General features: G+C 26.0%; 24 protein-coding genes and 2 pseudogenes. All 26 read left to right on the top strand.

Going from position 1 to position 21,882, the window contains the following annotated elements; genetic code table 11:
* Positions 1 to 82: 82 nt before the first annotated feature.
* Positions 83 to 280 (top strand): annotated as a pseudogene (locus tag SLY_RS03935) (DnaB-like helicase C-terminal domain-containing protein); the annotation flags it as partial.
* Between the two features lie 20 nt (positions 281 to 300).
* Entirely contained in the window at positions 301 to 933 is a 633-nt protein-coding gene (locus SLY_RS03930; RefSeq protein ID WP_015638273.1) for a hypothetical protein, read from the top strand.
* A complete protein-coding gene (gene tmk, locus SLY_RS03925) occupies positions 923 to 1,570 on the top strand; it encodes a dTMP kinase (protein WP_015638272.1) in 648 nt (215 codons plus the stop codon). The genes SLY_RS03930 and tmk overlap by 11 nt, the downstream gene beginning before the upstream one ends.
* Positions 1,571 to 1,588: 18 nt before the next feature.
* The gene (locus SLY_RS03920) at positions 1,589 to 1,972 is read left to right on the top strand and encodes a DUF2963 domain-containing protein (RefSeq protein WP_015638271.1); all 384 of its coding nucleotides are present in this window, start codon (positions 1,589 to 1,591) and stop codon (positions 1,970 to 1,972) included.
* 98 nt (positions 1,973 to 2,070) lie between these two features.
* Positions 2,071 to 2,538 carry a Panacea domain-containing protein gene (locus SLY_RS03915; RefSeq protein ID WP_015638270.1) on the top strand — a complete coding sequence of 156 codons (468 nt, stop codon included), beginning with the start codon at positions 2,071 to 2,073 and terminating at the stop codon, positions 2,536 to 2,538.
* 220 nt (positions 2,539 to 2,758) lie between these two features.
* Positions 2,759 to 3,562 (top strand): DUF2963 domain-containing protein, encoded by an 804-nt coding sequence (locus tag SLY_RS05120; RefSeq protein WP_015638269.1) that lies wholly within the window; start codon positions 2,759 to 2,761, stop codon positions 3,560 to 3,562.
* A gap of 313 nt (positions 3,563 to 3,875) precedes the next feature.
* Positions 3,876 to 4,094 carry a DUF2963 domain-containing protein gene (locus tag SLY_RS05700; RefSeq protein ID WP_320409187.1) on the top strand — a complete coding sequence of 73 codons (219 nt, stop codon included), beginning with the start codon at positions 3,876 to 3,878 and terminating at the stop codon, positions 4,092 to 4,094.
* A 15-nt stretch (positions 4,095 to 4,109) separates the two neighbouring features.
* Positions 4,110 to 4,781, top strand: a complete 672-nt coding sequence (locus SLY_RS05110) for a DUF2963 domain-containing protein (RefSeq protein WP_015638267.1) — start codon at positions 4,110 to 4,112, stop codon at positions 4,779 to 4,781.
* Positions 4,782 to 4,799: 18 nt separating this feature from the next.
* Positions 4,800 to 5,117 carry an HU family DNA-binding protein gene (locus tag SLY_RS03895; RefSeq protein ID WP_015638266.1) on the top strand — a complete coding sequence of 106 codons (318 nt, stop codon included), beginning with the start codon at positions 4,800 to 4,802 and terminating at the stop codon, positions 5,115 to 5,117.
* 22 nt (positions 5,118 to 5,139) lie between these two features.
* The gene (locus tag SLY_RS03890) at positions 5,140 to 5,391 is read left to right on the top strand and encodes a hypothetical protein (protein WP_015638265.1); all 252 of its coding nucleotides are present in this window, start codon (positions 5,140 to 5,142) and stop codon (positions 5,389 to 5,391) included.
* Positions 5,384 to 5,521 (top strand): hypothetical protein, encoded by a 138-nt coding sequence (locus SLY_RS05475; RefSeq protein WP_200858675.1) that lies wholly within the window; start codon positions 5,384 to 5,386, stop codon positions 5,519 to 5,521. The genes SLY_RS03890 and SLY_RS05475 overlap by 8 nt, the downstream gene beginning before the upstream one ends.
* Positions 5,521 to 5,961: a hypothetical protein gene (locus SLY_RS03885; protein WP_015638263.1), complete on the top strand. Its 441-nt coding sequence runs from the start codon at positions 5,521 to 5,523 to the stop codon at positions 5,959 to 5,961. The genes SLY_RS05475 and SLY_RS03885 overlap by 1 nt, the downstream gene beginning before the upstream one ends.
* A complete protein-coding gene (locus tag SLY_RS03880) occupies positions 5,954 to 6,184 on the top strand; it encodes a hypothetical protein (RefSeq protein WP_041784394.1) in 231 nt (76 codons plus the stop codon). Before SLY_RS03885 ends, SLY_RS03880 begins: the two co-directional genes overlap by 8 nt.
* A gap of 132 nt (positions 6,185 to 6,316) precedes the next feature.
* Positions 6,317 to 6,448 carry an SVM family protein gene (locus SLY_RS05105; protein WP_015638261.1) on the top strand — a complete coding sequence of 44 codons (132 nt, stop codon included), beginning with the start codon at positions 6,317 to 6,319 and terminating at the stop codon, positions 6,446 to 6,448.
* Between the two features lie 2 nt (positions 6,449 to 6,450).
* Complete coding sequence (locus SLY_RS03875; RefSeq protein ID WP_015638260.1) at positions 6,451 to 6,921, top strand: Panacea domain-containing protein; 471 nt, start codon at positions 6,451 to 6,453, stop codon at positions 6,919 to 6,921.
* A gap of 119 nt (positions 6,922 to 7,040) precedes the next feature.
* Positions 7,041 to 7,670 (top strand): N-6 DNA methylase, encoded by a 630-nt coding sequence (locus SLY_RS03870; protein WP_015638259.1) that lies wholly within the window; start codon positions 7,041 to 7,043, stop codon positions 7,668 to 7,670.
* A gap of 160 nt (positions 7,671 to 7,830) precedes the next feature.
* Complete coding sequence (locus tag SLY_RS03865) at positions 7,831 to 10,080, top strand: AAA family ATPase (RefSeq protein ID WP_015638258.1); 2,250 nt, start codon at positions 7,831 to 7,833, stop codon at positions 10,078 to 10,080.
* On the top strand, positions 10,077 to 10,385 hold the full coding sequence (locus SLY_RS03860) for a hypothetical protein (RefSeq protein ID WP_041784392.1): 309 nt from the start codon (positions 10,077 to 10,079) through the stop codon (positions 10,383 to 10,385). Before SLY_RS03865 ends, SLY_RS03860 begins: the two co-directional genes overlap by 4 nt.
* A gap of 27 nt (positions 10,386 to 10,412) precedes the next feature.
* Entirely contained in the window at positions 10,413 to 11,177 is a 765-nt protein-coding gene (locus SLY_RS03855) for a hypothetical protein (RefSeq protein WP_015638257.1), read from the top strand.
* A 101-nt stretch (positions 11,178 to 11,278) separates the two neighbouring features.
* Entirely contained in the window at positions 11,279 to 13,465 is a 2,187-nt protein-coding gene (locus SLY_RS05100) for a coiled-coil domain-containing protein (RefSeq protein ID WP_235043266.1), read from the top strand.
* Between the two features lie 83 nt (positions 13,466 to 13,548).
* Positions 13,549 to 14,394 carry a hypothetical protein gene (locus SLY_RS03845; protein WP_015638255.1) on the top strand — a complete coding sequence of 282 codons (846 nt, stop codon included), beginning with the start codon at positions 13,549 to 13,551 and terminating at the stop codon, positions 14,392 to 14,394.
* 147 nt (positions 14,395 to 14,541) lie between these two features.
* Positions 14,542 to 15,711: an IS3 family transposase gene (locus tag SLY_RS03840; RefSeq protein ID WP_015638254.1), complete on the top strand. Its 1,170-nt coding sequence runs from the start codon at positions 14,542 to 14,544 to the stop codon at positions 15,709 to 15,711.
* Between the two features lie 568 nt (positions 15,712 to 16,279).
* The gene (locus tag SLY_RS03835; protein ID WP_041784389.1) at positions 16,280 to 16,834 is read left to right on the top strand and encodes a Panacea domain-containing protein; all 555 of its coding nucleotides are present in this window, start codon (positions 16,280 to 16,282) and stop codon (positions 16,832 to 16,834) included.
* A 32-nt stretch (positions 16,835 to 16,866) separates the two neighbouring features.
* A complete protein-coding gene (locus SLY_RS03830; RefSeq protein WP_015638252.1) occupies positions 16,867 to 17,460 on the top strand; it encodes a PD-(D/E)XK nuclease domain-containing protein in 594 nt (197 codons plus the stop codon).
* A gap of 704 nt (positions 17,461 to 18,164) precedes the next feature.
* Positions 18,165 to 18,785, top strand: a pseudogene (locus SLY_RS03825) (hypothetical protein); the annotation flags it as partial.
* 830 nt (positions 18,786 to 19,615) lie between these two features.
* Positions 19,616 to 20,569, top strand: coding sequence for an IS3 family transposase (locus SLY_RS03820; protein ID WP_041784388.1), 954 nt, complete (start codon positions 19,616 to 19,618; stop codon positions 20,567 to 20,569).
* Positions 20,570 to 21,882 lie beyond the last annotated feature (1,313 nt).

Genomic DNA, 21,882 nt, shown 5'->3' with positions numbered 1-21,882 from the left:
AAAAAAGACTAACTATTAAGTTAATCTTAAAGAATTTTTAAAAAGTAAAAAGTTGTCCAAAGTTTTGGAACACCTCACTGTTTTATCCGATTTAAAAGATACTGGAAATATCGAACAAGACGCTGATGTTGTGATGTTTTTGCACCGCGAAAGTTATTATCAAAAACCTGATATTGACCCACATACCAATTTAATTATTGCCAAAAACCGTAGCGGTCAATTAGGTGAATGTAGTTTTAATTTTTATAAACAAATCCAAAGATTTGAAGCAAAAGAATAAGAATAAAATAGGAGTAAAAAATGCAACAAATATCTAATTTAGATTTTAATAATATTAACGTTTTTAATCATAAATCTTTGTGCGTTAACATAACCAAACAAATAGTTCAACCAATTTTTTTCAACAAAGCTTTTAATCGGTATATGTTTGATTGCCATAATATACTCAATGCATATTTAACCAACAATCAACACAACTCTCAAAGTCAAAAAGCAATTCGCGGAAAAATTAACGAATACTTAATTTTGCTTTATCTAAATCACAAAGGAATTAAATATTTATATCCTCAATCATATTTATTTTTTATTCCTGATATTAGATTTGATTTGGTATTGTTTACCAAAACTAAACGCATTATTGCTTTCAATTTCAAAACTTGCCTTCGTGAACGTTACAAACAATCAATATTAGAAGGGGAACAAATCAAAAAACTAGACACTCGTTTTGACTTCTATTTATTAACAAATGATGAATCCGAAACTCAAAGATTAAATAATAAAATTAAAAATGGTAAAGTACAATCAATTAACAAAGTAATCGATTTATTTTCCAATTCAGCCAATATCTTCTTACAAAACTTACTAACCAACCAATTCATTCCTTTTTCACCTATTAATTTAATTAAAAAGATGGTTCGCTCTAATGACAAATAAATTAATTAGTTTTGAAGGTATTGACGGAAGTGGCAAAACTACTTTAATTAACGAATTAAAAGATTCTTTTGAAAATAAAGGCTATCAAATCAAAGTTTTTCAAGGTTTAGGCAGTTCCATTGTTGGAAAAGAAATCAGAAATTTATTTTTACATCAATCCAAAATAAGCCCTAAAACTAAATATTTATTAAGCCTCGCCAACATGATGCAAACCCAAGATGAATTAATAATACCTGCTTTATTGGGTGGTTATCTTGTTCTAGTTGACCGTTGGTATGATTCCACTTTTGCATATCAAAGCAAAGGTAATTACATAGATTATGATGACAAAATTACTTCAAAAATCATCAATCATTTCTTAATTAAACCTAAATTAACTTTTTACTTAGATATTGACCCTCAAATTGGGATACAACGCAAACAAACCCAAGCAAATCATAAATTAGACCTCATTGAGAAAAAACCCTTAAATTATTTTGAAAATGTCCGCAAACATTATTTAAACCAACATAAATACTGTAATGATGCAAATTGCAACCACAAAAATTGTAATTATTTTATGATTAACGCAACCAACTCGCAAAAAGAAAATTTAGCCCAAATAATGAAAATTTTAATCAACAAAAAAATATTTTAATTAAAGGAAATAAATAATATGAATTATCAAAAAACTTTTTATTATGACGATGGCAAAACAATTTATGCCATCGAAGAATATGACCTCAAAACAGGTAAAAGAATCAAAGAAACTTATTATGACGACGACGGCAAAACAAAGAGGTTTTTTATTGAATATTACTCTGATGGCAAATTAAATAAATCAACTTGGTTCCGTGAAGATGGCAAAAAAATAGATTCCATCACCGAATACGACCCCCAAACAAGCAAAATAACCAAAAAAACCTGGTTCCATAAAGATGGTAAAACAATTAACTGTATTACTGAATATGATCTTGAAAAAGAAGCACCAATCAAAGAAACCTACTACAATTCTGACGGAACAATTAAAGAAGAAAAAAACTTTTTCATTAATATATAAACTAAACCCCTTTTTTACCTGATAAACTTATTCAAAATTATTATTCTCAAAGAAATAGAAAAGTATAATTTTATAACACAATAAAGGAGCAAATAACTATGCAACCTAATAAAATAGATATTCTAGATGTTGCAACTTATTTAGTAAAACACCAAAACAAAGATGATTTTACTCGTATGAAAATCCAAAAATTAGTATTTTTGACATATTGTAAATATTTACTTAAATACAACATTCCTATGTTTGAAAATGATTTTGAGGCTTGGGAAGAAGGTCCTATTTCATTGCCTTTATATTTAGAACAAATTAAATATCCCACCAAATTTGATAAAACAATAACATTTTCTCAAAAATACGATGAAAATAAATTTACCAAAGAACATATCCAAATAATGAATAGGATTTTAAAAAAACATGGTTCTAAACCATTAAGACGAATATATGATTTTATTCATAAAGAAAATGGTCCTTGGCGAATAAGTTATAAAAAGAAAGATGTTTCACAAAACTCTATTTTAGATTCAACATTAAAACAATGTTATTTATCTAAAAAACATATAATATAACAAAAATAATAAAAGAAATGTCAACTCAAAAAGTTATATTTCAATTTTGTGAAACAAAAAAACATTATTTTATATTTATCTAAAACAAGAAATTTAACTTGTAATTACCAACAAATTTTAAATGATTTAGAACAAAAATTATTTTTGTAATTTTATAGGAATTGGTAATCCTAAAGAATGGATTTTAAAATAATATTTTAATTAAAGGAGCATAAATAATATGAATTATCAAAAAACTTTTTATTATGACGACGGAAAAACAATTGATTACATCAACGAATACAACCCTCAAACAGGTAAAATAACCAAACAAACTGTCTACAGATACACTGATGACAAAACAAAGAAATCTGTTGTTGAATGGACCCCAGATGGTAAATTAACCAAAAAAACCTATTACTTATCCGACGGAAAAACAATTTGGTCCATCAACGAATACAACCCCATAACAGAAGAAACAATCAAACAAACTTTCTACAGAACTGATGGCAAAACAATTAATTTAATCACCGAATACAACCCCAAAACAGGCAACAAAACCAAACAAACAAATTACAACTCCGACGGAAAAACAATAGATTACATTATCGAGTATGATCCTCAAACAGGCAACAAAACCAAATGGAACGAATACTACTCAGATGGGGAAACAATTTTATCCATCACCGAATACAACCCCCAAACAGAAGAAGTAATTAAAGAAACAAATTATAATTCTGATGGTAAATTAACCACAGAAATTTTTTATGATGGCGATGGTGAAACAATTGATTACATCAGAAAATACAACCCCCAAATAAGTAAATTAATTAAATTTACTAAATACCGAGAAGATGGTGAAACAATTGACTATATTACAGAATTTAAGTACCATCCCAAAACAAACAAATTAATTAAAACAACTGGTTTTTCCTTCGATCGCAAAAGAATAGCTTTTATATACAAACACCATCCTAATGGTAAATTGTTTAAAAAAACTTACTACAACTCCGATGGAACAATCAATAAAAAAAACCAAACCTAAAAGTTCGTTTTCAATTATTCCAAACCCAAATAACGAATCAAAAAACAATTTAGAAAGCGACAACGATTAAATTAAATTTAGACAATAAATTAGAAAGGATTCAACAATATGGCAAAAATATTATCTTTTGTTTTTAAATCTTTATCATTTTGTATTCTTATTTGTTATTTGAGTTTGCATACTTCTTCTATATTTTCATTCATTTTTTTGTCATTTTTTATCTCTCATTTTGTGGATAAAATAATTGATTATATTTTTTCAAATGAATGGTTTTCATTATTGATTCTTAGGATATCAACAACATTTTTATAAAATTATTAAAAAAACCAAATGGAACGAATACTACTCAGATGGGGAAACAATATATTACATCACTGAATATCACCCTGAAACAGAAGAAGTAATTAAACCAACAAATTATAATTCTGATTGTAAATTAACCACAGAAATTTTTTATGATGGCGATGGTGAAACAATTGACTATATTACAGAATTTAAGTACCATCCCAAAACAAACAAATATTTTAATTAAAGGAGCATAAATAATATGAATTATCAAAAAACTTTTTATTACCTTAATTATCAAAAAACCTTTTACAACTCCGACGGAAAAACAATTGATTACATCAGAAAATACAACCCCCAAACAGGTAAATTAACCAAACAAACCCAATACTATTCCGATGGCAAAACAATTTACTTTATTACTGAATATGATCTGGAAATGGAAGTACCAATCAAAGAAACTTATTATGACGACGACGGAAAAACAATAGATTACATTATCGAGTATGATCCTCAAACAGGCAACAAAACCAAATGGAACGAATACTACTCAGATGGGGAAACAATTTTATCCATCACCGAATACAACCCCCAAACAGAAGAAGTAATTAAAGAAACAAATTATAATTCTGATGGTAAATTAACCACAGAAATTTTTTATTATGACGACGGAAAAACAATTTGGTCCATCAACGAATACCACCCCCAAACAGGAAGAAACACCAAACAAACTTTATACAGAACTGATGGCAAAACAATTGACTTTATTACTGAATTTAAGTACCATCCCAAAACAAACAAATTAATTAAAAGAACTGGTTTTTCCTTCGATCGCAAAAGAATAGCTTTTATATACAAACACCATCCTAATGGTAAATTGTTTAAAAGAACTTACTACAACTCCGATGGAACAATCAATAAAAAATATAAATAAAAGAAAGGAGCAAAAACAATGACTAAAAAAGAAAAATTCAAAAAACTAACAAAAAAAGAATTAATCAAAAACCTCGCAGTAATGCATAATACTTCGGTTACTCAAACCCAAGATTTTTACAATTCGTTTGAAAATGCTTTAATTGAAGCAATCAAATCAAACAAAGCAGTAATAATTTCGCCCAAAATTGGTAAATTCATCTTAAAATCAAGAAAAGCCCATAAAGGACGAAATCCTAAAACAGGTAAACCACTCAGAATCCCTGCAAAAACCGTGGTAAATTTCAAATTTTCTCAAACTATCAAAGATGAAGTTAAAAACCTTAAATTAAAATAAAAAAAGAAAGTTGGTTTAAAAAATGAAAAAAATTAAAAAACATCAAATATTTTTTCATATAATTATTATTTTTCTGTCAATATTCATCACTTATTTATTAACTCGTCAAATTGGTTTATCCCAAAGCGAACATTTAGAAAAAAATTTTAATAAAGTTAGCGATGAAGTTAATGATGCTAAAAAACAAACCCAAGAACGATTCAATGAAACACATAAAAAACTAGATGAATCAATAGAAAAACTTGATAAAAAAAATAATAAGGAGAATGAATAATATGAGCGATGGCATGTCAGAAGCATTTAACGGAACTTATTTCCAAGATCGTTCCAAATCAAAACTAAAAAAACAAAACAAATATAAAAACACCAAATACAAAAAAATTACTAAGAAAGCAGGTAAATAATGTTTATTTTTTCAATATTTGCAACAATTAGCAATTTTATTCTAAATTACTCCAAAGGGTTTAGCACTACCGAAATCCTTGAACGAAGAATGGATGGAATCCAAACAACACTTTTCACTATTCTTGTTATTTCGGGCTTCAAACCAATTTTTAAATTAATTAAAAACATTATTGTTTTTATTAAAGATTTAATTTTGGGTATCTTTTTCCCCAACAAAAAACTACAAAACTTAGAAATCCAAAATGCTAAACAAGAATATTTAGAAAAACAATTATTAAAAAAACTAGATAAAATCAATGAAAACCAAGAAAAACTCCAATCCCAAATAGAAATGCAAAGAGTTAAAGTTACTCATTGGCAAGAGAAAAAAGCAAGAAAAAAACATCTAAAATCGCGAAATATCAATCCAATTATTAAGAAGGAGGATGAAAATGAATGATCTAAATTTCGCTATTGGCTTTATCGTTGGCGCCCTATTCACAACTTCTTTAATGTTTATCATTAAAAAAATCTTTTTTAATTTTCTTCCATTGCCAGAAATCAATAAAAAAAATGAGCCAAAAAAAGACAACAAAACTAAAAGTTCGTTTTCAATTATTCCAAATCCAAATAACGAATCAAAAGAAAAGGATGATTTAGAAAATTACAAAGAAAAAAAATGAAAACAATAGTTTCAAAGATAAAAACTACTATCTTCACTTCAACCCGAAACAAAAATATATCACACTTTATACTAAGAAATTTAATACAAAAAAATAATTAAAATAAATAAAAAATAAGGAGTTTAGTAATTCATGTTTAAATTAAAAATAGATTTTTTTGTGTTGAATATAATTTTATTTAGCGGTTTAAGTTTATTATTTATTGATAATAATCAAGTGATGGCGATGGAAAATAATAATAAAACAAAAAAAAGAGGAATATAAATATGAAAAATAATAATCAAATCAACGTTTTTGATGTAGCAAATTATATTATTGAAAACAATCCACATAAAACAACTCACATGAAATTACACAAAATGATTTATTATGCTTATGCTAAATATTTAATGAAACACAATTCTCTTCCAAACTTTAAAGATTCTTTTAGAGCTTGGGTTTATGGACCAGTTTTGCCTGAATTATATAATGAATTCAAAGAATTTACTTATTTACCGATTAATAAACTTTCGCCAAAAGGAAATTCTACCAAAATAAATTCTACTTTAAAAAAAAATATTGATTTTATCATTGAATTATATGGTGCGAAAACTGGAAATGAATTGTCAGATTTAACTCACCAAGAATTGCCATGGGAATTATCTTACAATGGAAATATCACTTGGGATAAAAACGTTATTTTAGACCAAACTATTTATGATTTTTTTAAAAATAATTTAAATAGGATTCAAAAATAAATGTCTAATTCTGATAATCCAAAAAAATTTATTTATTCTTTTGATAAAAATTTAACTATTTTATCTTATTTTAATGAAGAAAAAGTATAAAAAAATGAATAGAAAAGGAATAATAAAAAATGTATCGAGTTGATAGAAATAATTTTTTCAAAAATGAAAAAAAATCTACTATTTATACTCCTAGTTGGGTATCGCAATTTCTATATGATATTTTATCACCTCAAATCAAACGTGGTTTGATTTTTGACCCCAGCGTTGGCGAAGGATCTTTATTATTGCCTTGGGAAGAAAAAGGTTTTGATGTTTTGGGGGTTGATATAGAAAAAACTTCTTTTCCTAATTTAATTCATAAAAATTTTTTAGAATTAAGTCAAAAAGATTTAAAGAAACAAAAAATATCTTTGGTAATAACAAACCCACCTTTTAATTTAGATTTTAAAACTAAAAGTTATGTTAAGGAAAAATATGGTGGTCGTCCATTATTGCCTGAGTTGTGGTTAAAAAAAATAATTGAAATTTTTGGCAAAGATATTCCAATTGTTTTATTCACACCTTATGGTTTTAGACTTAATCAATCACTAAATAGCAAACGATTACAAAAATTTGTAAATCAAGAATATCCCGAAATCTCTTCTATTATTAGTCTTCCCAAAGACGTTTTCAAAAACGTTGTTTTTCATTCAGAAATTTTAATTTTTAATGTTAATAATTTAAAACCGCATTATTTTTGTAGAGGAGCAATGATTTAAAATATCTAATTCAGAACAATTAAGAAAAAACATTAAAACTTCAAAAAAATAGACTAAAAATTTTGCCCTTTTTTCACTCAAAAAAACAAAAGTTGACTTATTATATTCACAAGTTTTAAACTACTTTAATAAAAAATAATTTTTCTAGAAAGGAGAAAAAATGAAACTTAAAAACAAAATATATCTTAGTTTCTTAGCTTTATTCGGTTTTATTTTGTTGATTTTATTTATTGTTGGAATAACTAAAAAAGAAAACAATATCAAACCATTAATAAATCCAACAATAACACAACCACCCAATAACCAACTTGATTCAGAAGCAAAAGAAGAACTTAATAAACTTCAAAAACGTTTAAAAGATTTAGAAATAATCAATCAACAAAACATAAATAATAACAAAAAACTTATTGAAGAAGATAACCAATTATCACAACAAATCAACTCTAATTTAGAAACAATCAAAACTTTAAATCTTCAAATTAACAACCTCAACCAAGAATTAGCCCAAAAAAGCAAAGAATTAATCAATAAAGAAACTAATTTAACCGATGAAACAAAATCCCAATTAGAAACTGAAATAATAAACTTAAACCAACAAATAGCTGATTTATCAAAACAACGCGACCAAATCAATGAAACTACCCAACCATTAACTAAAAAAAGAGTGGAAAATACAAAATCACAAGTAAGAAATAAGAAGATCATTGAAAATGTCCAATCAGAAACCAATAAAACTACTCAATTCAAAGATATTTATCAAAAAATATCTGATTTACAACAAGCAATAAATTATAATAACGCCAACAAAGAAAACATCAAAAAACTAATAATTAAACATCAAGACAACCCCCAAGAAAATCCTCAAAACCTCGAAAGTTATGATTTATTTTTAGACGGTCAATTAATCCAATTTGACAAACAAATTAAACAACTTCAAAATGAAATTGAAGTAATCAAAAACCCAAATATTGAAAAAATCCCAAAAAAAGAAATTACTTTTAAAGACGTTTATGGCATGGAAAATGAAAAAGAACAATTAGAGGATTTAATTTTTTATTTTAAAGAATCCAATAATAATTTAGTAAATTTTGACAAAATAAGACCCAAAGGATATTTATTATATGGTCCGCCTGGTACGGGAAAAACTTTTTTACTGAAAGCATTGAGTAATGAATGCAACGCCTATTTTATTGAATTTGAACCTTCTAAACTAGATAAAACTTATGTCGGCGAAGGGGTAGAAGAATGGGAAAAGATATGGAAAGATGCTGAATCCCACAATAAGGCAATTATTTTTATTGATGAAATAAGTGGCATGGCTAACCGTGAAGACAAAAATACTAATAAAACAAGTATTAATATTGTCAATAATATTTTAACTAAATTAGATGGTTTTAACCGTTCTGATAAAAAAATTGTCTTAATGGGTGCTACTAATCACCTAGACCAAATTGATAAAGCCCTCAGAAGTCGTTTTAGCAAAGAAATTAAAATTGATTTAATTAAAGATGAAGAAATTGAAGGTTTCTTAAAATTCTTGATAGAACCTTATCAAATCAGTTATCACACTTACCTTCATTTAAAAGAAATTGCAAACAAATGTAAAGGCAAAAACTACTCTAACCGTGATTTAACAACTATCATTAATGATGCTTATAATAAAACAAACAAATTCAAAACCCTAAATCCAAAACATGAAGTAATGTTGCCTTCTGATTTGGATGAAGTAATCGACACTAAACAAGGAATCAACAAATCAATTACAGAAATTAAAGCCCGCAGAAAAGAATGTGAAGAACAATATGAATCATGGAAACAAGGTTTTTTAAAATACCTCAAACCGTCCAAAGACGAAACGAAAGTTGAAAAACTTTATGCCTTTTACAGCCTCAATGGCCTTGGTAGAGGACAACACCGTGAATGCGAGCCAACTGATTTAATGCCGTTTATGAAAAATCCTTTTGACAAATGGGAAACAAAAGACAGCAGTAGTGATTATTTTGATACTTTCCATATGAAACATAAAGGTAATGATTCATATTTCGGTGATATAAATTTCATCAACAACCGTTCAAACCACTACACAGAACTTGAATATGAAGGCCCAAAATGGTTAATTGAAGAAGATAAAGACTTTTTCATGGATGAAGTTCGTTGTCATATCATAGACCCAAAGGACTCTGGGTTTCCAAAAAGAGAGAAGAAAAACTACTATCTTCACTTCAACCCGAAACAAAGTTATATCACACTTTATACTAAGAAATTTAATACTAAAAAAGATATAGAAAACACACCAATTAACGTCAGTATCTTACAAAATAACTTACAACATTTGGAAAAAGAAAAGGAAGAAAAAGAAATAGCAATAAAAAAAATCAAAGAAGAACTAGAAAAAGGAGATAAAAAATGAAATTAAAAATACTTAATAAAACAGTGTTAATTTCAACCATCTTTTTCATTATTATATTTTTAAATCCCTTAGAAATACACGCATCACCAAATAATAATACTTTAAAACGTTGTAACGCATTTAAATATGATGAAAACAATAATATAGTATCAGTATCAACGCCCCAAATAATTCAAAATTTAAATACCATTTCAATTTTGAATATCAACAAAACAAAATTTTTTCATTTTCTGCATAAAATATTTCATTGTGGAATAGATATTTTAAGTATAACTAATGAAATAATAGATTTACAAAATAATTAAAAATAAATTAGAAAGAGAGAAAATAAAATGGCAAAAAAAATAATCAAAACTAAAAAATCAAAACTAAACCAACCAATTAAAAAAAATACCAAACAAATAAAAACGAAACTTCCTACTAAAAAAACTAAAAAAATAACTCCAATTCCAAAAAAGGTTGTTTCCAAAATTAACAAAACAAAAAAAACTTCAAAAAAGATAATCAAAAAACAAATCCAACCTACTAAAATAATTGTTGAAACCAAAAAAGAGAATTGGTTTGTAAAATTAATCAAATCAATTGTCAAAATAACCCTTATTTTATTACCATTCATACTAATTGGTGGAGGAATATGGCTTGTAATTTCTAAGTTTTTTCCTGAATTAGCTGGGAAAATTGGCGGAGTTGTTGATACATGTTGGCAATTTATTAAACATATGTGTCATAATCTAGATGACAAGACCAAAAAAGCGTTAGAAAATGCAGGAATAGACCCCAAATATTCTGCTATTGCATCAAAAGTTTTATGGCTTGTTGGTGGTTGTTTACTTGCTGCTGCATGTTGTTTAATCCCAGGAATTGGCAAATTCTTAGGAGGAGCAGTTTTAATAAGTACTATCGCTTATGTAGGAACTATTACACTTACTGAAAAAACCAACCAAGAACCACCAAAAAACACATCTCCACCACAACAAGTAGAAAACAAAGTAGACAATACAAACAAACAAATTGAACCAGATAAATTAACTGAAAATAACAGAGATTTTGAAACTCAAGAAACTCAAAAAAAAAAAAAACAAAATCAACTGAATTAAATGATGAAACACTAACTCCTCAACCAACTTTAAAACAACCAATTCATAAACAAAAAGAAATTAACAAAGAAGAATATAATAAAAGTTTATTGAATCCAGACATGCAAAAACAAGTTGAGGAGTTGAGGACCATTGAAAAAGAACGAGAAGCACAATTGTTGCAAGAAAGAAATTATTTTGAAGCTAATTTACAAGCTCATCTTTTGGAAATTTTAAATATAAAAAATCAAAAAGATAATTTAGAAAAAGAACTTTTAGAACAAAAAAACTTATCAGATGCTGAAAAACAACAATTAACTAAGCAAATTGAGGACATAAATACTAATTTAGCTTCTAGAAATAAAGAAATAGAACAAATACAAAACAAAAAATTCCAATTAGAAAAACAATTAGATTCAAATAAACAAGATTTACAAAATTTACAACAAGAAATATTTGATAAAGAAGTTGAATTAGAAGAAAAAGAAAGAAAATTAACTGAACAAAAAGATTTATCAGCAAATGAAGTTAAGCAATTAAATGAAGAAATTAATAATTTAAGAAATAATATTGAACAAAAACAAGTAAATTATCAAGCTCATTTATTAATTAAAGAAGAAGAAATCAAACAATTACAAGAAAACGAAAAAAACTTAAAACAACAATTAACTCAAAAACAAGAAGAAACTATGAGCCTAAGAGAACAACATGTAAAAACTTTGGAAGAAATCCAAAGACAAATTACAAATTACAAAAAAACAGTTGCTGAACTAGAAGAAGAAACCCAAAAACTAAAAGACCAAATTGAAAAAAACAATGAAAATGCTAAACAACTACAAAAAGAATTAAAAACTCAACAAGCAAAATTAGACGAAATTAACAAAAAAATAGGGGGTTTAACGGTAAATAAAGATAACTTATTACAAATAATAAAAGACTTAGAAAATGAAACAACAATAACAGATTGGCAAAAATCAAAAAATCAAAAAGAATATAGTTATGGCACTAGTAGTAAAGAAATCCAATTCTCTTGTTTTTGGAATGATAAACCTTTTACATATAAAATTGTCCCAAAGATTGTTTTTTCAAATACTGGATTGCCCCACATTCCAAGAAGTCTAAGAACATATAATGAGATGATTGAAAGAAATACTATACAAGGAGAAAGTGTAGAATTATCACCAGGAAAATATTATTGCGAACCTTTTATTAATATGTCAAAAATACCATATGATACTAATGGAGCTGACCTTTTTTTTGATGAAACAATATCATATTTAGAACCACCTGAAATTTTAATCCAACTTGATGAAGCCAAACTATTATTAAAATATATATCCCAAGAATTAACAAATTATAAAACTAATTTAAAAAACACTCAACAAGAATATAATCAATTGTTAGAAAATCAAACACCAGATGATAGCTTACAACAAGAATTAAATAATAAAGCAAATCATATTAAAACTTTAAAAAACGAAATGCAACAACTAGAAATTAAAGAACAAGGTTTTAGAAGTGAAATTGATACTTTAAAATTAGAAAATAAAAACTTAAAAGAAAAATACACTAATGATTTGACAAAAATCCAACAAGAACTTGATGCAACTAAAAACCAAAACAATCAACTAGAAAAAGAGATACAAGAGATACAAACTGAATTGGTTAAAAACGGTAATGCTGATGATGCATTAGTTCAACAATTAAATCACAAAGAAACCCAAATAAAAGAATTAAAGGGTAAAATTAACACCTTAGAAGCCAACGAAACTAAATTGCAAGAAACAATCAAACAAAAAGACGAAGAAATAGAACAATTGCAACAAAAAGTTCAAGAACAAGCGGAACAAATTATAAAATTAACTGCCGAAATTGAAAACAATATAGAAACTTTCAAGCAACAAGCAATGAAAATTCAACAACTAGAAGGGGCAATTGCAGGACTTGAAGATGCAAGTGGTGCTTTGGGTGGCAATAATAAAGAATTACTGCATGAAATCAATAAACTAAAAGCCCAATTAAAAGAAGAGCAAGACGCGCACGTTGAAACAAAAGAAAGATTGGATAAAAAGATTGTTAAATTAAATAATGATAATTTAGATTTAACCAATAGATTAAATGAATTAAATAACAAAAAAGAAGATTGGGACAAAAATAGTAAATATGTAGGTGCTGCAGGTGGTGCGATGATAGGAGCTATTTGGGGAAGTACTGCGGGGCCTTGGGGTACGGTTTTAGGTGGAATTGCAGGTGGTGCTGCGGCTGTTGCTACCAAATGGGCCACAGGTAAACAATGGTTTAATTGGTAATGCAGTTTTTTTGCATTACCAGATTGGATTATGATACAATTTATGATAAGTTATAAAAATAAAAAAGGAAGTTAATTTATAGTATGGATTTATTTAAAGAATCGGTTATTATAGTAATTTTAGGAGTTTTTTTTGGATTATTCCCCCTATGGATTTGGTTTGTTCAAAAACGAGAAAATAAAAATAGAATTAAAAAAGTTAATTTAAAAACGTTAATGATTTGGCATTATGTTATTATAATAAGTATATTTGCTATTTTCGGTGGTTTTATATTTTTAGACAATAAATACGATATAACAAATTCAAACCCCAAAACTTATACTATTCCTAACCCAAAGATAGAAATTGAATTTGAATGGTTTGAAACAGAAAGTAAATACGAATGGAAAGGTTATGAATCAATAAATATAGGAAATAAAAAATACCCAATTGAAGAAAATAACAAACCTTATAGAAATGATAAAGGCAAATGGGTAATGGATGGTGTTGCTGAGGAGGGAGAATGGAAAATAAAAGTTAAATACACTTTTTATGGCCTCAATGGCCTTGGTGGCGGTCATCATCGTGAATACGAGCCAACTGACTTAATGCCGTTTATGAAAAATCCTTTTGACAAATGGGAAACAAAAGACAGCAGTAGTGATTATTTTGATACTTTCCATATGAAACATAAAGGTAATGATTCATATTTCGGTGATATAAATTTCATCAACAACCGTTCAAACCACTACACAGACCTCGAATACGAAGGCCCAAAATGGTTAATTGAAGAAGATAAAGACTTTTTCATGGATGAAGTTCGTTGTCATATCATAGACCCAAAGGACTCTGGGTTTCCAAAAAGAGAGAAGAAAAACTACTATCTTCACTTCAACCCGAAACAAAGTTATATCACACTTTATACTAAGAAATTTAATACAAAAAAATAATGAAAATAAATAAAAATTAATAAATATTTTAAAACAACAATAAAATCTTTTAAGAAGTTTTATTGTTGTTTTTTTAATTAAAACCACCTAAACAGTTTTTTTAGCAATCAAAGCTTAAAAAAATAAAGTTATGTTAATAAAACAGAAATGAGTTTAGAAATGGAGAAAAAATTAAAATTATATTCTTTGGATGTTAAATTAAAGGCTGTTTTTGCGAAACAGGAAGACAAAAGATGTGAAGAAATACAACAAAGCTTAAAGATTAAAAATCGGAGTCAGATTTATCAATGGGTTAAATGGTATGAATTAAAAGGAGCAGAAAGGCTAGAACAATCAATTAGAGGAAAAAGAAAAGTTAAAGATTCAGAAATTAATCCAATTAAAACCGCAATTAAAAACCAACTAAAAACTAGTTTCAAGAAAAATAGAAAATTATATTTAGAAATCATTAATAAATATCAAAAAGAAGCTTCATTAGAACAATTGATTAAATGGTTATCTATTTCAAAAACTAGTTATTTTAGATGGATTAAACAAAGTCTTCATCCTAGACCTCAAAGTGAATTGGAAAAAGCCTTGTTTCAAATATGCAAACAAGGTTCATATATCACAACTGATGGCAAAAGAAAAAGAAGGCTTGGGTATCGGGTGGTTCATCAAAAATTAATTGACCTTAAATTTAAGATAAACGCTAAAACTGTTTTAAAACTGATGCATCAATTTGGGTTATTATCACAAAGAATACAACGAAAACCTCAATATTATTATGATTTAGCTATTCAAAAAGAAAATAATTTAAAAAACCTAATTCAAAACAATTATCATGCCACAAGACCATTTGAAAAATTATGTACTGATATTACTTATATACCTTTTGGAAAAAATAACCAAAAATTATTTGTTTCAGCGATGATGGATTTGTATAACCGCGAAATTATTGGTTACAACATTTCTAAAATTGCTGATGTTGATTTTGTGATTAATACTTTAAAAATTATTCCTACATTAATAAACCCTTGCATTCTTCATTGCGATAGAGCAAGTGTTTATACTTCTAAAAGATATCAAACTGAATTAAAAGCTAATAATCTAATAACTAGTTTCTCAGCTAAAGCCATGCCAACTGATAATGCTTGTATGGAGTCGTTTTGGGCCAATATGAAACGTGAAACTATCCATTATGAAAAAATGCAAAATTTAGACGAATCTCAAATTATAGAAATTATTACTGATTACATTGAATATTATAATATTTATCGCAAAATGAAAGTCCTAAATTATTTATCACCCAAAGAATTTAAAACCAAAAAATATTAATTAATAATTAAAATTATAAGCCCTTCATCATGGAGGGCAATTTGTGTAGGTTTTTTTTAAAGAACTTAAAAAAATAACTTTTTAAAAAAGCATAATTACCACTTAAAACTCAAAATTTTGCCCTTATATGAAACTTTTAGTGGGTTGGGAATGATAAATATCAAATCGTAAATATAAAATCATTTAAGAGGTAATATTTTGAATATTTATTTTTTTATAATTAATAAAATTCTTTAAATCAATTATTTTGTGATTATTGCGTAAAAAAATTATTTTTCTTATATTTTAGTATTGACAAGGATAATTTTTAATAGTATAATATATGTATATGTAATATAAAATTTTTTTCTTCAAAAAACCAATTAAAAAGTGGTACTGGTTGAGAACAACAAATTTAAAAATAATTAATATTTTATATTTTGACAAATAATTTTAATTATGTTATAATATAATTAGTTAATAAACAATTTATTTTTTCCAAAAAATCATATTTTTTTTGGAAAAAAATGTTGTTCTCAAATGGTGCCATTTTCGTGGAGCTTACCAAAGTAAGAAGGAGGCGATAACTGTGGTAAACAAAAACAACAACAAACCTAATGTTTTAGATGTCACAAATTATATTATTATAAAATTTAAAAACAACAACGAAAATTTAACTCACATGAAACTTCATAAGTTAATTTATTATTCTTATGTAAAATATTTAATTGAATACAAAAAAAGATTAATTTTAGAACGTCCAAAAGCTTGGAAATATGGCCCTGTTTTTGGTGAATTATATTTTATTTTAAAAGATTATTTTGAAAAACCGATTGTAAAACCATTATGTGATGGGAGAAGCCAAAAAATAATAACCGACGAAAAAAGAAAGAAAATCATTGATGAAGTTTTATTGTTATGTAAAAATAAAACCGCTATTGAATTATCTAATATTTCTCACCAACAAACTCCGTGGGATGAAACTTACCATTATTATCGTTACAAAAAAAACGACAGCACAATTTTAGACGAAGATTTAAAAAACTTTTTTTCAAATCATAAACTTTTAGAAACCATCAAACAAGATGAATTACAAAAAAATTTTAAAAAAAAATTTGGTATTTTTGGTAAAGACTGGTGGTAAAAATTCAAAAAGGATTTTTTTAAACAAATCAAATGGATAATTTCAAATTTTGTCAAAAGTGTAAAAGAGAATTAATTTCAAAAGAGAAAAAAATTGATAAAATCAACGAGATAATTTTTGATAGTTGTGATTATATCGGGGAATATAGAATAGATTTTAGAGATTCGAAAGAAAGAGCTTATCGAAGTATTGTTGCAACTTCTTTAAGACATTTTTTTAATACTGTTTTTGTTGAAAATCTTAATAATAAAGGTTATCCCGATATTTTTCTTCCGTTAGAAAACCGAAAACATTATTTAATTGAATGCAAAAGATTGAGTAACAAAAACAACAAAAATATTTTACAAGAAGCATTCGAACAATTAATGGGATATTCTGGATCTTCACACGATGATTTTTTCGCAATAATAATTTTTAACGATAAACAAAAGATTGATTTACCAAAATTAACAAAACTAATTAAAGATCAAGTAAATGCAAGTAAAAATTTTATCTCTTTATCCGAACGCAAGAAAACATTTTGGATAATTGAAGTTAAAAAAAATGAAGAAACCTTTAATTTATTTTTATTTATATGCGAATGTTTCAGCGCTCCTAAAAACTCTAAAACTAAAAAGAAAATTTAAAAAGATTTATTATTTAATATATTTTGATGAATAACCAATTTTTTTTATTATTAAGACCAACTTGAAAGTTGGTCTTTTTTATTTGGGCTAGACTGCCCCAAAAAAATGGTACTGGTGTGTAGGTTTTTTTTAAAGAACTTAAAAAAATAACTTTTTAAAAAAGCATAATTACCACTTAAAACTCAAAATTTTTCCCTTATATGAAACTTTTAGTGGGTTGGGAATGATAAATATCAAATCGTAAATATAAAATCATTTAAGAGGTAATATTTTGAATATTTATTTTTTTATAATTAATAAAATTCTTTAAATCAATTATTTTGTGATTATTGCGTAAAAAAATTATTTTTCTTATATTTTAGTATTGACAAGTATAATATTTTAATAGTATAATATATATGGTAAATATATAAAGAAAGAAATAAAAACTTTTGAATAGTTTTTATTTCTTTCTTTATATTACATATACATATATTATACTATTAAGTACTATTAAAATATAAAATTTTTTCTTCAAAAAAAACCACCAAAAAAAATGGTACTGGTTGAGAACAACAAATTTAAAAATAATTAATATTTTATATTTTGACAAATAATTTTAATTATGTTATAATAAAAGTAATTAATAAACAATTTGGTTTTTCAAAAAATCATATTTTTTTTGGAAAAAAATGTTGTTCTCAAATGGTGCCATTTTCGTGGAGCTTACCAATTTAAAGAAACTCTCTAATGGTGCCAAAAAAATCTATCTTTTTTCTTTCACTACTAAAAAAAGAATCAAAGAAATTAAATTACCCGATGCTATTGATCCTTACCAAGCTATTCGTGACTGGAAACGAGAAAACAACCTTTACACTTTTCCTCCTCTAGTTCAAGAAGATGACTATGAAGAACAAAGCGAAAATCGTGATGCTTATATAGAAATTACTTCTCCTGCTTATAAAAAAATTTCTATTCTTTTCCCGATTAAAATAGTCAAACATACTTTTGAAACTACTGATTGTTGTTATTTTGTAGTTTGTAAAAATGATACACTCCAAATTAAACTCGCCAAACAATATCGTGATGCTTATGTAAATTGGTTAAACCAATGTTACATTAAACCTGGCATTTCTTATTCAGCTGGAGAAATAAGAGATAAATTTGGTCGTTCATCAAGAGACATTTATAATGAAGAAGGGGGAAAATGTAGATATCGTTATGTTATAAATACTTTCATAGATGAATGGTACGTCAATGGGAGTGAATGTTCTGGCTCAAACAATACTTTTTATAATTTTTATGACACCACTCCACCACCCAAAAAACCTCCAGAATTGAAGTAAATGATAAAGATTCGTGATATTCAAAATCCGAAATAAAAAACTACTACCTTTACTTCAACCCAAAACAAAAATATATCAGACTTTTGGAAAACAATAGATTTAACACTCAACCAACAGAAGAATCATCAAAACTAAGATTAAGAGGATAAAATTATAATTATAATTTCTTCTACTGACACTTTTTATAACCCCCCAAAATCAAACATGCCTCTTTAACGCATTATTTTGCCCCTCTCGCTGTGATTAAATTACAAATAGGGTTATTACCCTATTTGTAATTTATACCCCCCTTAAATCCAATTTAGTCTCTAAGTGAACTCTCAAAAAACCTTGTAAATACCTACTTTTAATTTTTACAATTTTGGCATAAACTAAAACAGATCATTTTTAAACCTAATTTATAACCCCCCCTCAACTAGAGGGGGGGTTTTTTATTTCTTCCATCCTCTCAAAATTAAAAATTCCGCATTATTGTGTAAAAAAATGCAACCCATGTCATTTTTATGGTGACTTTTTGATTTTTTTGCCCTATATATATAATGGTATGTTTCTAATAAGGTTAAACCCATGAGTAAAACTAAACACCAATTCAAAAAGCCCTCCAAGGCTATTTTGAATTGGTTTGTGTTTAGTAATGATTAATTCGGGTTTAACCTTATTAGAAACATAATCATTAATATTATTTATTTAAGATTAAATAAATAATATTAATGATACTAAATAAATATGAAATTATTATAATATATTTTAAAATTCAATTTTAAATACATTTTTGAGTTATAATTGTTTTTGTGATTAAATAAAAAATATTAAGATAATTGGTGTTAATAATGCAAAAATTGCAAAAATTAAAGCAAAAAATAAGATTATTACAAAATATGATTTTCCATATTCAAATTATTAATAAAAAAATAGTTTTTAAACTTGTTAAACAATTTTCTCAAGATCTAAATTTAACTACCATTTTAAAAACAATTCGCATTAATCGAAGTACTTATTATTATTGGCTAAAAATTGAAGAAAAGTTAAAATTAAAACAAACAAAATATTTTTTACAACAAAAAAGAATTAAAGTTTTATGTTTACACCACCAATATTTTTACGGCCATCGTAAAATTACTGATTTATACCAAAAAACTTTCAACGAACCCATTACTAAGAAAAAAGTTTATCTTATCATGAAAGAAAATAATATTTGTTGTAAGTTAAGGCCTAAAAAAAATAAATATTATTATCATAAAAATTTAAAATCTAATCTCCAAGTTGCACCAAATTTAATCAATCAAGACTTTACCGCCTCCCAACCTATGCAAAAATTATTCACCGATATTACTTATTTCCAAACTTCTCAAGGTTTTATCTATTTTTCTGCCATCATCGATTCTTTTAACAACCAAGTTATCGCATCCCATACTTCGAATCGCCAAGATAAAGAATTAATTTTAAATACAATCAAAAAACTACCTCCATTAAAAGAACCTTGTGTTATCCATTCCGACCAAGGATTAGTTTATCAATCCCCAAAAGTACAACAAACCTTAACTAAAAAAAGGTTTTTAATCAGCATGTCCCGCAAAGCAACCCCACGCGATAACGCCGTGATTGAGAACTTTTTTGGCCAGATGAAAAGTATTTTATTCAACCAGCATCCGTTTTTATTTCAACAAGTTCCATGCAAAATCAAAAAAATAATCAATCGATTCACTTCTTTTTGGAATCATAAATGGCTTTTAACTAAATTAAATACTTTATCGCCTTTAAAATATTCTCAATCTTTTAGATAAATATTTTAATTAATTGACGAATTCAACTGCAACCTTTTTAAAAGAGGTTATTTCACTGTACATTTTTTTAAGTAAAAAATTAAAAATTCCGCATTATTGTGTAAAAAAATGCAACCCATGTCATTTTTATGGTGACTTTTTGATTTTTTTGCCCTATCTATATAGTGTAAGGATAAAAATTAAAAAAATATCTTTTGAAACTAGCAAATTATACAAAAACATTAGACACTTTTTAAGTGTAATGAAATTACTTTGTTAGTTTGAAAAGATATGAAATTATCTACTTAATTTTAAAGTCTTAAAGAGTAATTTATAAATAAAAAGTTGTATTAAAAAACGGAACAGCGCATTCAAACCAAGATATGTTAAATTGTTTCTAAAACAAATTAAAAAATGTATCACGAGATGAAGGAAAATATAGAAAAAATTGCAAAACAAAAGCCTCAAAAAAATAAACCAAATAAATTAAATAATCAATTCCATTGTTATTTTCAAAATTTTTTTAGTTTCTAAAGAAGAACTAACAGAAACATAATTATTTCATGGTATCTTAATGAAGTTGTTTCATCGCCTTAAAATTTTATTACCTTAAAAATATATTGGCAATGAGCGTTATTAAAAATCGGTTTCTTAAATCATATCGCAAACTGAATCTATTTTTTTAAAGTCTGAAAGTAAAACTCCTATCAAAGCTTGTTCGGCTTCAATCATTATCTTTTATTCTTGGACTGTTTGAAAATATTTTTTTGAAAAAATATGAAAATTATTTTTTTAATTTATACATTATTTTATTTATCAAAAAAATCAAAAGCCAATAATTAAAATTTCTAATAATAAAATTTCTAATAATAAAATTGGGTACAAAAAAAGACCGACTAAAAATAAGTCAGTCCCAAATTTTTTTTAAAAAATAAAAAAATATCCTAAATACTGTAATATCTCAAAAAAATAATTAATTAAATTATTAACGCACCAAAATATTGACTACCATTTATCTTTTTTTCCATTGTAACTGCTACATTAATTACAATTTATTTTATTTCTCACAATATAAAAGTTTAAATAAAACCGTTGTTAATAAAAACCAATGATTGAAAGAAATATTGAGCCCAAAACTAATTTTTAAAAAATTGTTTTCTTAAGTCATAAAGACAACAATTAATTTATAAATCCCACAAATTAATGATCGATAAAGGTAACTTTGAAAAAACATTGAAACAAAAAATCATTATCTAAAAAAAGTCATCAAACTAAATAAATTGAAGAATTAAAAAAATAAATATTTCATTTTTAATGTATAAATTGCTTAATTT

The organism is Strawberry lethal yellows phytoplasma (CPA) str. NZSb11 (assembly GCF_000397185.1).
GTDB classification, from domain to species: domain Bacteria; phylum Bacillota_I; class Bacilli_A; order Acholeplasmatales; family Acholeplasmataceae; genus Phytoplasma; species Phytoplasma australiense.
This window is presented reverse-complemented; position numbering and strand designations above follow the sequence as displayed.

Bases quoted from the DNA above. Each gene is read 5' to 3' on its own strand.
- SLY_RS05475 (WP_200858675.1), top strand. From the start codon at position 5,384: ATGAATAATATGAGCGATGGCATGTCAGAAGCATTTAACGGAACTTAT.
- SLY_RS03865 (WP_015638258.1), top strand. From the start codon at position 7,831: ATGAAACTTAAAAACAAAATATATCTTAGTTTCTTAGCTTTATTCGGT.
- SLY_RS03870 (WP_015638259.1), top strand. From the start codon at position 7,041: ATGTATCGAGTTGATAGAAATAATTTTTTCAAAAATGAAAAAAAATCT.
- SLY_RS03845 (WP_015638255.1), top strand. From the start codon at position 13,549: ATGGATTTATTTAAAGAATCGGTTATTATAGTAATTTTAGGAGTTTTT.
- SLY_RS03930 (WP_015638273.1), top strand. From the start codon at position 301: ATGCAACAAATATCTAATTTAGATTTTAATAATATTAACGTTTTTAAT.
- SLY_RS03855 (WP_015638257.1), top strand. From the start codon at position 10,413: ATGGCAAAAAAAATAATCAAAACTAAAAAATCAAAACTAAACCAACCA.
- SLY_RS03875 (WP_015638260.1), top strand. From the start codon at position 6,451: ATGAAAAATAATAATCAAATCAACGTTTTTGATGTAGCAAATTATATT.
- SLY_RS05100 (WP_235043266.1), top strand. From the start codon at position 11,279: ATGCAAAAACAAGTTGAGGAGTTGAGGACCATTGAAAAAGAACGAGAA.
- SLY_RS03895 (WP_015638266.1), top strand. From the start codon at position 4,800: ATGACTAAAAAAGAAAAATTCAAAAAACTAACAAAAAAAGAATTAATC.
- tmk (WP_015638272.1), top strand. From the start codon at position 923: ATGACAAATAAATTAATTAGTTTTGAAGGTATTGACGGAAGTGGCAAA.
- SLY_RS03860 (WP_041784392.1), top strand. From the start codon at position 10,077: ATGAAATTAAAAATACTTAATAAAACAGTGTTAATTTCAACCATCTTT.
- SLY_RS05110 (WP_015638267.1), top strand. From the start codon at position 4,110: ATGAATTATCAAAAAACTTTTTATTACCTTAATTATCAAAAAACCTTT.
- SLY_RS03880 (WP_041784394.1), top strand. From the start codon at position 5,954: ATGAATGATCTAAATTTCGCTATTGGCTTTATCGTTGGCGCCCTATTC.
- SLY_RS03890 (WP_015638265.1), top strand. From the start codon at position 5,140: ATGAAAAAAATTAAAAAACATCAAATATTTTTTCATATAATTATTATT.
- SLY_RS03840 (WP_015638254.1), top strand. From the start codon at position 14,542: ATGAGTTTAGAAATGGAGAAAAAATTAAAATTATATTCTTTGGATGTT.
- SLY_RS03885 (WP_015638263.1), top strand. From the start codon at position 5,521: ATGTTTATTTTTTCAATATTTGCAACAATTAGCAATTTTATTCTAAAT.
- SLY_RS03830 (WP_015638252.1), top strand. From the start codon at position 16,867: ATGGATAATTTCAAATTTTGTCAAAAGTGTAAAAGAGAATTAATTTCA.
- SLY_RS05105 (WP_015638261.1), top strand. From the start codon at position 6,317: ATGTTTAAATTAAAAATAGATTTTTTTGTGTTGAATATAATTTTATTT.
- SLY_RS03915 (WP_015638270.1), top strand. From the start codon at position 2,071: ATGCAACCTAATAAAATAGATATTCTAGATGTTGCAACTTATTTAGTA.
- SLY_RS03920 (WP_015638271.1), top strand. From the start codon at position 1,589: ATGAATTATCAAAAAACTTTTTATTATGACGATGGCAAAACAATTTAT.
- SLY_RS03820 (WP_041784388.1), top strand. From the start codon at position 19,616: ATGCAAAAATTGCAAAAATTAAAGCAAAAAATAAGATTATTACAAAAT.
- SLY_RS05120 (WP_015638269.1), top strand. From the start codon at position 2,759: ATGAATTATCAAAAAACTTTTTATTATGACGACGGAAAAACAATTGAT.